Raw genomic sequence first — 11410 nt, forward strand, 5'->3', positions numbered from 1 at the left:
ATTATTAATTAGTTGTACGTTACGTGTCGTTCTTTACTTTTGGCCGGTCTCAGTGGCTGCTTGCGCCGCTCTTTCTTGGCCTAACTATTAGTAGCAGCCAGCCGGCCCTCGCCGCGCCCGTTTCTATTGATACTATTTTTGCCGCTTCTCCTGCCGATACCACCCGCGCTGCCGCGCTGCCGGTAGCCGCCGTGGCCGCTCCCAAGCCGGCCCCGTTCAATAATCCGCCGCACATCCATCCGCGCGACGCCAACGGCCGCGTTACCGACTACACCGTGGCGCCCGGGGTAACTTGGCACTACGAGAACACCAAGGCTTTCAGCTGGGCCTACCACATTCCGCGCGATTTGGGGCAGTTTCCCAAGTTCGCTTTCCAGTCCAAAAATAAGGGGACGCTGCTGGGCATCGCCGCCGGTTCGGTGGCGTTGTGGGCTCTAGACCAGGTAATTGTGGACGGCTCGCAGCGGTTTGGCCAGTTTGTCGGACTGAAGGCGGCCAGCACCCAGAAAACGCTGGTGTACATTCCCTTCCGGGTGGGCTCGGCGAATCTGCCGTTCGAATTCAACGCACCCGACAACCTCAACAGCACGTTCTATTTTCTGGGCGATGGCTGGACGCACCTGGCCGTGGCCAGCAGCTTCTGGATTTATGGCGGCATCAAGAAGGACAACCGCGCCCTGCGCACCTCCAGCCAACTCGGCGAAGCTATTTTCAGCACCGGCCTGGTGGTGCAGGTTACCAAGCGCCTCACCGGCCGCCAGAGCCCCTACGTGGCCACCCAGGACCGCGGCGAGTGGAACCTGTTTCCTTCCTACAGCACCTACCAGCACTTCGTACCCAACTACGACGCCTTCCCCACCGGCCACCTGGCCACGGCCATGGCCACAGTTACGGTCATCGCCGAGAACTACCCCGAATACCGCTTTGTGCGCCCCGTGGGCTACTCGCTGATGGGCCTGCTTGGCTACTCCATGCTCAACAACGGCGTGCACTGGGCCAGCGACTACCCGGTAGGCATTGCGCTGGGCTATGCCTTTGCCAAAATTGCCGTGCGCAACGGCCGCACCCGGGTAGAGGCCCCGGTTGATAGCACCATGGGCGCCGGCACGGGCTTTCGGGTATTGCCCCGGCCCAAGCGCTGGTACCGGCACGGGCAGTTTGCGCCCTACACCTACGGCCCGTTTACGGGAGCCAGCTGGTCGATTCGCCTGTAAATAAACGAAAACCGGCAGGCGGCCAATTTCGTTGATGGGTTACCAGTTTCCGAGCATACTTTTAGTGTACCGGACCACACGGCTCGCGCCGCCTTATCGTTACTGCTATGGCCGTCTACTTCCCGACTGTTGCCACCCCGCCCCTGGCCGAGAGCCGGGCCCAGTTGCGCCACCAGTTGGACCTGCTGGCCGATTTTTGGAACGCTTGCTCAGAGCAGGAGCTGAGCACCCGGCCCGGCCCCGGCCGCTGGAGCCGCAGAGAAATCCTGGGACATCTCATCGATTCGGCCCTGAACAACCACCGCCGCATTGTGGTGGCTTCTCTGGCCCCGCCGCCCCACCGGCTGCGCCCCTACGACCAGGAAGCCTGGGTGCGGGTGGCCGACTACCAGCACTACCCCTGCGCCGACCTGCTCACGCTCTGGACCAGCCTGAACACCCTCATGCTGCACCTGCTCGACCGCCTGCCCCCGCACCTGCTCGAAGCCCAGTACCTTACCCTGAACGGGAACCCCACTACACTGCACTGGCTCATCAGCGATTACGCCCTGCACCTGGAGCACCACGTGAGGCAGATTATCCACGGCGAGACCATTTAGCAGAGTATCCAACATCTGGCGGGGCCGGCCGAAGGTTGGATTAAGAATAGCTGCACGACGAAGGGTTGCATAAAAAAAGCCCGCTCCTACAGCAGGAACGGGCTTTTGCGTGCTTGCAAAGAGGCTTACTTGAACAGGCTCTTTTTTACGGTGCGGTTACCGTTTTCGTCGATTTTCACTTTCGTGCCGTTGGCCATCTTGATTTTCACCGACCCGTCGTCGTCGCGTTTCACTTTTGCACCGTTCATGTACTTGGTTTTGCGGTCGCCGTCCTCTTCGTTATCCACTTTCTTCACGCCCGAACCCTGACCTACGGTGCCGCGGCGCGTGGTGTTTGCAGAGGTGGTTGCAGAGGTAGTGGTAACCGTGCCGGGCGCCAGCGAGTAAGGGCCGTCGCCGTAGTTGGCGCGGTTAGTCGAGTAGGTGTTGTAGTAACCAGGGTTGTTAAGGTCGGTACGGATTTCGGTATCGGCCTCGTCGTTAATCTGGCGCAGGGCGGCGTAGCGGCCTACGGTGTCGCTTACGTAGCGGTTGTTGGCTTCGCCCAGGCGCTGGCCGCGGGTGTAGTAGGTGCGTTCGATGCGGGTAACCACGGCTGGGTCGCTCAACTTGAGGTCTTCGGCCATGCGGGCGGCAAGGCGGCGGGCTTCATCGTGCACGGCTACCGTGTCTACCGTGGTTGTGGTGGTAGTCGTGGTCGTGACGGTTTCGGGCGTGGTGGCGGTAGTGGTTTCAACTTTTTTATCCTGGGTGCAGGAAGCAGTGGCCAGTGCAGTGGCGGCCATCAGGCCAAGGATTTTGATGTTCATGTGCGGGGTACTTAAGAAGTGTAAAATGACGATGAAGCCACTTTTAGGGCCTGATACGGCGGGGCTTGCTGCGGGGTTATTGCCACTCCATTCGCGCCCGTGCCTTAAGCATTCACCACCGAGCCACCGTTGGGATGCAGGGTTTGGCCCGAGAAGTACGAAGCATCTTCCGAAGCCAGGAACACATAGGCGGGCGCTACTTCCGACGGCTGGCCGGCGCGGCCCATGGGTACGTCGTGGCCGAACAGCGGCAGCTTCAGCAGACCGATGCCGGTGATAAAGGGCGTCCAGATGGGGCCGGGCGCGACCGAGTTCACCCGAATACCTTTCTTAATGAGCTGCAACGACAGCGCCCGCGTGAATGCCGTAATAGCGCCTTTGGTCGCAGTGTAGTCAAGTAGCAGTTCGTTGCCCTTAAAGCCATTTACCGAAGCCGTGTTGATGATGGAGTCGCCTTCCTTCAGGTGCTTCACGGCGGCCCGCGAAATGCGGAACATGGCAATGATGTTTAGATTGAAGATGCTGTCGAGCTCTTCGTCCTTGATTTCCTCGAGCGAGTCGTGCCAGTTCTGCTCGGCAGCGTTATTCACGAGGATGTTCAGGCCGCCCAGCTCGGCCACGGTGCGGTCCACGATTTCCTGGCAAAAGGCGGGCTGCTTGAGGTCGCCGGGCAGCAGCAGGCAGCGGCGGCCGTGGGCCTGCACCAATTCCTGCACCATTTCGGCATCCTGCTGCTCGGTGGGGAAGTAGCAGATGGCCACGTCGGCCCCTTCCACGGCGAAGTGCACCGCCACGGCCCGGCCGATGCCGGAGTCGCCGCCCGTAATGAGGGCCACTTTGCCCTTGAGCTTATCGGCCCCTTTGTAGTCGGGCCGGATGAATTCAGGCTCGGGCGTCATCTTAAATTCGAGGCCGGGCTTACCAGCGCCCGCGTCCTGGCTCTGGGGAGGGAAAATGGTGGGTTTATCAGACATCAGCGAAAGAATAAATGGTTGAAAGAACTGTTGGGCTAACGGGCGGCTCTGGTGTGGGTTGCCGGAATGTAGCGTGGACTCTGCGAGTCCGCGCCTGGTCGGGACGGCCAGACCTTTTGCTCGTGCCAATAAGCCTGCCCAGTTGCGAACTCGCGGATTGCACGCTACAGCACCCTATGCCCGCACCACCCCTGGCGTACCTTTGCGGCGTTCGCTTCCCGCGTTGCTTGGGTTTCAGCGTTTCTTTTTTCTCTATTCGCCGCGCCTTATGCCGTCCAGCTCCTCCATTCGCCTCAATAAATTCATCAGCGAAAGCGGAATGTGTTCGCGCCGCGAGGCTGACCGCTACATTGCCGAAGGCGCCGTGCTGCTGAACGGCAAGCCCGCCCAAATTGGCGACCAGGTGGGCCCGCGCGACCGCGTGAGTGTGAACGGCCACAAGCTGGAGCCCCGCCAGGCCGAAGATGCTGTATACCTGGCCTTTAACAAGCCGGTGGGCGTCACGAGCACGAGCGAGCCGGGCGTGCGCGGCAATATCGTCGACTACGTGAACCACGCCGCCCGCGTGTTTCCCATCGGCCGACTGGACAAAGACTCGTCGGGCCTAATTTTCCTGACCAGCGACGGCGACATTGTGAACAAGATTCTGCGGGCCGGTAATCAGCACGAAAAAGAATACGTGGTGACGGTGGACCGCATCCTCAGCGACCGCATGCTGGAGGAAATGGCCGCCGGCATTCCCATGCTGGGCACGGTCACGAAAAAGTGTGTTATCCAGAAGGAAACGCCCTACATCTTCCGCATCACGCTGGTGCAGGGCCTGAACCGCCAGATTCGGCGCATGGTGGAGCATTTCGGCTACGAAGTGATGAAGCTGGAGCGCGTGCGCATCATGAATGTGAGTTTGAAAGGCCTGCCCGTAGGCGACTGGCGCGAGCTGACGCCCGAGGAATTGGCCGGCATCATGAAAATGGTAGCCAAATCGAGCGGCACCGAAGAAGCTTCGGGCGGCCGCCGCGGCAAGGCACCGGCCAGCAAAGCTGCCGCCAATGCCGCCGGCCCCGACGGCCAGCCCGGTAAGCCCAAGCCACGCAAGCCGGGCCCACCCACCATGTACAACCCCTCGGGCACCGGCTGGTGGGGCCCGCGCCCCGAGAAAGAAGCCCCCGGCAGCAAACCCATGCCCGGCAGCAAGCGCCCGGCCAAAGCTGGCCCAGGCGGCCCGAGCCGGTCGGGAGGGCTGGGTACGCGGCCTAAAGGCCCCGGAGCGGCAGGCGCCGCGCGCCCCAAAAGCGCGGGTGCGGGTGGTTCGGCGCGGCCCAAAAGCAGCGGTTCGGGCGCTGGCAGCCGCCCGGCTGGCCGTAGCGGTGCAGGCGGGCGCGGCAAAGGTCCGGCACGGCCCCGCTAAGCTTCTGCTGGAATTATCGTTGCCCTCTCCCCGTTAGCTTTCGGATGAAGCACCTTTTACTGTTGCTGTGCCTGTGCTTGCCCATGCTGGCAGCCGTGGCCCCGTCTGCGCTGCCACCCCTGCAAATTGCCGAACGGTTTGTAGCCTCAGCGGGCTGGGCCGAAATGAAGGACTACCTCTGCTGTGAAGTAGCCAGCCAAGCCAAAAAGCAGACCCTGGGCCAGCAGATTCCGGTGCGCCAGCGCCGCCGCTGCGAGCTCATACAACAGGACTCGGCCACGGCGGTAGTGGCGGTGGAGCTGCGTGACTCGGCCAGCCGGCGCGATTTTTACCTGCACTTCCGGCACGACAGCACCGGCTGGAAGCTGGGTGCCATACGGTCGCTGGCCATGACGCACCTGGGCCCGCCCATGGTGGCGCTGCTTACGGGCCTGCCCCGGGCCGAAGTGGCCGACTACGACCGCAAGCACCCCGATGCTAGCCACGCCTTCACGGTGGGCAACCTGCGCCTGTGGACCAGCGCCGACGCCGACATTGCCGCCCACTTCCACCGTCACCAAGCCGATTTTCAGAAGCTGCTGCGGCGCTTGCAGGTGGGCAAGTTCTTCGCCACTCCCCTGCCTAGCCCTAATGAGCCGGCCGCCGAGCAAGCCGCCAACGCCGACCCAGCGGTGCACACGCTGCTGCGACGTCTGTTTCTGGGCCGCGTCACGCGCCGGGGCACCGAGTGCGGCAGCTGTCTGACCTTCGTGATTGGCGGCAAAACCAATAGCTCGGTGGGTCTGCTCTACCAGCCCGAAGCCAGCAGCCTGCCAGCCATGTCGCCCAACGGCATCATCGTGCTGCGGCCGCTGGGCGAGGGTTGGTACTTATATAAAACTTCGTAGGGTAACCCGTCCTGCAGAGCGGCAGCGAAGCATCTCGCCTGCTGCAGTGACTGGTTTTTGACAAAGGATTACCAAACCAAGCGAGATGCTTCGCTGCCACTCTGCAGGACGTTCTGTTTGTGCACCAGATTTATGAAAAAAACCTCCCCTCCCGCTGTGCCAGTTGCGCCAGCCGAGAAAGACCAATTGCACCCGCGCAACCCGCACCGCGCGCCCTACGACTTCCCCCTGCTCAGCAAGGAAAGCCCGGCGCTGGCGGCGTATGTGCGGCCCAACCAATACGGCAACCTGTCGATTGATTTCGCCGACCCTACCGCGGTTAAAGCGCTGAACCGAGCTCTGTTGAAGCACTTTTATGAAGTAGAGCACTGGGACATTCCGAAAGGTTATTTGTGTCCGCCGATTCCCGGCCGGGCCGACTACGTGCATTACCTGGCCGACTTGCTGGCCGAAAGCAACGGCGGCGTGCTGCCGCCCGGAGAAGAAATCACGGTGTTGGATGTGGGCGTGGGCGCCAACTGCATCTACCCCATCATTGGCCGCCGGGCGTACGGCTGGCACTTTGTGGGCTCCGACATCGACGGCATTGCCGTGCGCGCCGCCCAGCAGATTGAGGCCGCCAACCCAGGCCTGGCCGGGGCCATCGAGGCCCGCCTGCAGCCGGCCCGCACCCGCATTTTCGACGGTCTCATACAATCGGGCGAGTTGTTCGACCTGACCATGTGCAACCCGCCATTCCACACTTCGGCCGCGGCGGCGGCAGCCGGCTCACAGCGCAAAACCAGCAGCTTGGGCACCGGGCGCGGCGCGCGGCCGGTGCTGAATTTTGGCGGCCAGAACAACGAGCTATGGTGCGAAGGCGGCGAGGCCAGCTTCATTCGGCGCATGGTGCAGGAAAGTGGCCGGCGGCCCCGCACCGCCTACTGGTTTACTTCGCTCGTATCGAAAAAAGAAACGCTGCCCGGCGTGTACCGCGCCCTGCAAACGGCCGGCGCTACCGAAGTGCGCACCATCGAAATGGCTCAGGGCCAGAAGAAAAGCCGGTTGGTGGCCTGGACTTTCCTTACGCCGGCGCAACAAGAAACCTGGCGAAAAACGCGTTGGGCCGCCGCGCAATAACCCAACCTAACGAACGACCTGATATATTGCGTATCTTCGTAGCAATCCACACCGCTTTTGGTGCTGCGTTTGCCACCAGTACCGAAAGCAACAACGAATTAGCAGCACAACACTATGGGTAGGTCTCAAGAGACATTTGGTAAAAAAGACAACGAGAAAAAGCGCGCGAAGAAGAAAACCGAGAAGGAAGAGCGCAAAGTTGAGCGCCAGGCCAACGCCAAATCCGGCGCGGCCTTAGAGGAAATGTTTGCCTACGTCGACGAAAACGGCAACATTACCTCCACCCCGCCCGACCCCACCAAGAAGCGTATCATCAAAGACGAGGACATCCGCATCAGCGTGGCTAAGCAGGAAGACCGCGAGCCCGAAGACACGCAGCGCACTGGCAGCGTTACGTTCTTCAACTCGTCGAAAGGCTACGGCTTCATCCGCGACTCGCAGACGCAGGAGAGCATTTTTGTGCACGCCAACGCCTTGGGCGGCCTCACCATCAACGAGAACGACAAGGTAACTTTTGAAGTCGAGATGGGCCCAAAAGGCCCCAACGCCGTGCGCGTGCGCATGGGTGGCGCGACGCCTCCCCCGGCAGCCGCACCAGCAGCTCCAGCTGCCGAGTAGGTTTCGCTCCAGCAGTTCGATAGCAAAAAGCCCCGCCCCCAGCTTCAACAGCTGTGGGGCGGGGCTTTTCGTTTGTCATTCCATCTAGGCGTCGGCGTCCATGGCAGCTAGGTTGCTTTCGGCCGCGTCGGCATCGGCGGTGGTAGTCGCATCGGGGCGGGCAGGCAAGTCGCTGCCGCTTAAGCACTTGGCCAGGTAGCCCACACCCAGGGCCACAAGGGCAGCCCCGCCCAGCATCTTTTGGGCAGTACTAAGTTTGGTTTTGCGCAGGCCTTTTATGGATTTAGCGGCGCCGCTCAATAGGGTAGTGCTCTTACCGGGTTTGCTCTTCTTGGCTTTGTTCTTGGTCTTTTTCATAACGGGGTGATGGGTTGGTTGGGGAAAGGAGGTGATAGCCGTTTACTCTTCGGCCGACGCTTGGGGGCGCTTATGGGGCTTGCGCGGCTTGGCTGGCCTGGCCTCATCGGCCGGAACCAGGTTGGCAGCAGGCTTTTCCGGTGTTTCCCCGGCGTCGTGTAGGGCGAGGTAAGCCAGGCCCGCCGCGGTCAGTGCCAGGCCGCCCACCAGCTTTTGGCCGGTGCTCAGCTTGCCAATTTCGCGGCTCACCTTCCGGAACTTCTTTAGCGAAGCGTACGCCAAGTCCAGAACATCTGCTGAGACCCTGTCTTTTTTCGAGTGCTTCTTTTTTCCTTTGGGCATGAGGGTGGATTGGACAATGGTTTCGAGCAGGAACTGAAGTGGAAAGGCCATACCAGATTACAGGAAGTGCCCACGGCCGGGGCTAGGACGGATGTAGACACGGGTATTCGCAAGGCGCGCCCGGAAGGTTGTGGCAAATAGCTGGAAGCGCGACTGTACCACCTACAGGAGCGGGTGAACTCCCGGTATCAACCAGCGCTACACCATCGCAAACCTTTGCGGATAAATACGGCACAATTTCAAGGCTGATTTTAACCCAGCAAATACGAGTTGGGAAGGCCAAAAAAATTTACCCGAAATCGGATTGTTTTTTATCCGATGCCTGCTTGTTTTTCAAGCAGCCGAAAGGGCCGGTTATTACCGCCACCGAAGCTAAAGCACCGAAAAAGTGGCTTCTAAAGCTTCACAAGTAGCTATTGAATATCGTGTGCCGTAAGCGTGCAGTTTGCTGACTGCCTACTGTAGCAGCTACTGAAACGGGCTTTACTTCTGGTGAAAATGCCTCTAGCTTGCGGCAGAAACCAACTCAAAAAAACGGGGATTTCGGCAGCATTCGAGCGGCCCTGCTCTGGTGCCGGACACCACTGCAAGGTGGCTGGTACAGTCCCTGGTTCGTGTGTACTTCTGGTTTTTGCCGCCGCTCTGCGCGGCCCTTTGACTTCCGGCTTTCTCTTCACTTTCCAAATTCCCACACCTATGAAAAAACGTACGCTGCTTACCCTCCTGGCCCTGATGACGGGCGTGCTGCTGCCACGGCACAGCCAGGCCCAGGGGTCTATTCCGTTCACCATCAACAACACGTCGCCGTTTGCCGACACCGATTTGTACGTGGCCATTGTGGGCATCGACCCCAGCAACAACCACGTTTGGATAAACGCGGCCAACAGCCAAGTGCTGCCCATGAGCACCGGCTACAACGCCGTCACCGGGCCCACCATCAACGGCAACACGGGCCCCGGTCAGAACTCGAAGTACGCGGCTTGCTTCACTAAGCTCAGCAACATTCCGAACCATACGTTTACGCTGCCCTACATCGCCGGCTGCCGGGTGTACATCTCGCGCGGGCAGCAGCTGTACTTCTACTTTTTTGGGGCCAACGGGTCGCCGTCGGGCTACACCGCTCCCAACCCGCAAAGTCCCACCGACCCCAACACGGGCATTCTCTATGAAACCATTGAGCTGACCAACAACGGCGGCGGCTTCTTCGGCAACACCACGCGTGTCGACGCCTTTGCCTATCCCATGGGCCTGGAGCTGTACGGCAACGGCTATTACAAGAAAACCGGCGAGCTGAAATCGGCCGCCGACATCGTGGCGGCCTACAAGGCCAACGTACCCGCCGAATTCCAGGGCACGGTGAACAACACAACGGGCGTTATCAGCTTCCCGAGCAAGACGGCCGCGTTCTATGACGGCACCAACGGCACCACGGCCGGGCCTTACGGCAACTACTTCAAGCCCTACCTCGACGCCATTTGGGCCAAGTACAAGAACGAGGACTTGATTTTCAACGCGGGCAACGCCGGGGTGTTCAAGGGCCGCGTGGGGGCCGATAACCGCCTCGTGGTGGTGGGCCAGTCGGGCGCCTACCTCAACCGCACGGGCATCATCACCCGCGAGCCCACCACGCAGGAGGCTTTCGAGGGCAAGGGCGTGCTGGCTACCCGCAACGTCGACGGCGACTGCGACCTCGTGGTGCAGGCCCAGATTACGGCCGCCGTCAACCGTCACGCCATCAGTACGGCGGCCGGGGCAGCGGGCCAGCAGAACTTCTACAACGTGGCGGGCTTTTACCAGGCGGCACCCATGAACTACTACGCTCGATTCTGGCACCTACCGGGCGTCAGCGTGGATAATCTGTCGTACGGCTTTGCTTATGATGACGTGGCCGACCAGTCGGCAACTCTGCAAACGCCGCAGCCCACCAAGGTAGTGGCTACGTTTGGCGGCTTCGCCGGGCAGGCCCCGACGGCGCAGGCAATACCGGGCAAGCTGGAGGCGGAGAGCTTCTCGGCCCAGTCGGGCACGCAGACCGAGGTCACCACCGACACCGGCGGCGGGCGCAACGTGGACTACTTCGAAACCAACGACTGGCTCGACTACGCCGTGAACGTGGCCACGGCCGACACCTACACCGTGGGCTTCCGGGTGGCCAGCGCCACCGGCGGGGCTACGCTGCAGCTGCGCAACAGCGCGGGCGGCGTGCTTAGCAGTGTGGCCGTGGGCAACACCGGCGGCTGGCAAAGCTGGCAAAGCTGGCAAACGATTAACGCCACTGTAACCCTGCCCGCCGGCAAGCAAACCCTGCGCGTGTTCGCCGCCGCCTCGACGGGCTGCAACCTGAACTGGCTCAACTTCGCCACGACCACGGCCAGCTTCAGCCGACAGCTGGAGGCCGAGGCGGCCAACGTGAACAACGGCATGACCGTTGAAGCTTGCACAGACGCGGGCGGCGGGCAGAACATGGGCTACATCGACGCCGGCGACTACCTGGTGTGGAACGCCGTCAACTTTCCCACCACCGGCACCTACCTCATCGAGTACCGCGTGGCCAGCGGGGCCAGCGGCGGCACTATTTCCTCGGACTTGAACGCGGGCAGCATCCAGTTTGGCAACACGGCCATTGCCGGCACCGGCGGCTGGCAGAACTGGACCACCGTGTCGAAAACCGTTACTATTAACGCCGGCACTTACAACTTCGGCATCTACGCCCAGACTGGCGGCTACAACCTCAACTGGGTCCGCATCTCCAAGCAGGGCGCGGCCCGCACGTCACTGACCACCACCCGCGCTACGGAAGCTACGCTAGCCATTTACCCCAACCCGGCAACCGACCACCTGACCCTGGCCGCCGGGCCCGAATTTGCCGGCAGCCAGCTCAGCATTATGAGCGTGGAAGGCCGGCTTGTGTGGCGCGGCACCTACCGCGGCGAAACGGTGGACGTGTCGGCCCTGCGCCCCGGCCTCTACACGCTGCTGGCCCAAACGGCTGATGGCCGCAAAGTCGTGAGCCGCTTCAGCAAGGAGTAGCCTTTCGGTGAATTCCGAAACGTCATGCTTCGCTGCACTCTGCATGACGTTCG

Annotated in this window: 11 protein-coding genes; 7 read left to right on the top strand and 4 right to left on the bottom strand. The window is 61.4% G+C overall.

What is annotated here, in order from left to right; translation table 11 throughout:
* The first annotated feature begins 23 nt into the window (after nucleotides 1–23).
* Both ABD837_RS24655 and ABD837_RS24660 read left to right on the top strand, forming a co-directional pair.
* On the top strand, nucleotides 24–1214 hold the full coding sequence (locus ABD837_RS24655) for a phosphatase PAP2 family protein (RefSeq protein ID WP_345059933.1): 1191 nt from the start codon (nucleotides 24–26) through the stop codon (nucleotides 1212–1214).
* Nucleotides 1215–1321: 107 nt separating this feature from the next.
* Nucleotides 1322–1813, top strand: coding sequence for a DinB family protein (locus ABD837_RS24660; RefSeq protein ID WP_345059936.1), 492 nt, complete (start codon nucleotides 1322–1324; stop codon nucleotides 1811–1813).
* 125 nt (nucleotides 1814–1938) lie between these two features.
* On the opposite strand, the gene ABD837_RS24665 is transcribed toward ABD837_RS24660, so the two are convergent.
* Entirely contained in the window at nucleotides 1939–2622 is a 684-nt protein-coding gene (locus tag ABD837_RS24665) for a hypothetical protein (protein WP_345059939.1), read from the bottom strand.
* A 104-nt stretch (nucleotides 2623–2726) separates the two neighbouring features.
* The gene (locus ABD837_RS24670; protein WP_345059942.1) at nucleotides 2727–3596 is read right to left on the bottom strand and encodes an SDR family oxidoreductase; all 870 of its coding nucleotides are present in this window, start codon (nucleotides 3594–3596) and stop codon (nucleotides 2727–2729) included.
* A 268-nt stretch (nucleotides 3597–3864) separates the two neighbouring features.
* Here ABD837_RS24670 and rluF point away from each other — a divergent pair, with 268 nt between their 5' ends.
* The 4 genes from rluF (at nucleotide 3865) to ABD837_RS24690 (ending at nucleotide 7628) form a co-directional block, all read left to right on the top strand.
* Entirely contained in the window at nucleotides 3865–5004 is a 1140-nt protein-coding gene (gene rluF, locus ABD837_RS24675) for a 23S rRNA pseudouridine(2604) synthase RluF (protein WP_345059945.1), read from the top strand.
* 44 nt (nucleotides 5005–5048) lie between these two features.
* A complete protein-coding gene (locus ABD837_RS24680) occupies nucleotides 5049–5891 on the top strand; it encodes a hypothetical protein (protein ID WP_345059948.1) in 843 nt (280 codons plus the stop codon).
* Between the two features lie 132 nt (nucleotides 5892–6023).
* Nucleotides 6024–7010, top strand: coding sequence for a 23S rRNA (adenine(1618)-N(6))-methyltransferase RlmF (gene rlmF, locus ABD837_RS24685; protein WP_345059950.1), 987 nt, complete (start codon nucleotides 6024–6026; stop codon nucleotides 7008–7010).
* 114 nt (nucleotides 7011–7124) lie between these two features.
* A complete protein-coding gene (locus ABD837_RS24690; protein WP_345059953.1) occupies nucleotides 7125–7628 on the top strand; it encodes a cold-shock protein in 504 nt (167 codons plus the stop codon).
* Nucleotides 7629–7712: 84 nt separating this feature from the next.
* On the opposite strand, the gene ABD837_RS24695 is transcribed toward ABD837_RS24690, so the two are convergent.
* Together ABD837_RS24695 and ABD837_RS24700 are read right to left on the bottom strand one after the other, a co-directional pair.
* Entirely contained in the window at nucleotides 7713–7985 is a 273-nt protein-coding gene (locus tag ABD837_RS24695) for a hypothetical protein (protein ID WP_345059956.1), read from the bottom strand.
* Between the two features lie 42 nt (nucleotides 7986–8027).
* A complete protein-coding gene (locus ABD837_RS24700; protein WP_345059959.1) occupies nucleotides 8028–8378 on the bottom strand; it encodes a hypothetical protein in 351 nt (116 codons plus the stop codon).
* Nucleotides 8379–9023: 645 nt separating this feature from the next.
* Between ABD837_RS24700 and ABD837_RS24705 the strand changes: the two genes are divergently transcribed.
* A complete protein-coding gene (locus ABD837_RS24705; protein ID WP_345059961.1) occupies nucleotides 9024–11357 on the top strand; it encodes a beta-1,3-glucanase family protein in 2334 nt (777 codons plus the stop codon).
* The last annotated feature ends 53 nt before the right edge of the window (nucleotides 11358–11410 follow it).

The sequence above is a fragment of the Hymenobacter glaciei genome (assembly GCF_039539585.1).
Lineage (GTDB): Bacteria > Bacteroidota > Bacteroidia > Cytophagales > Hymenobacteraceae > Hymenobacter > Hymenobacter glaciei.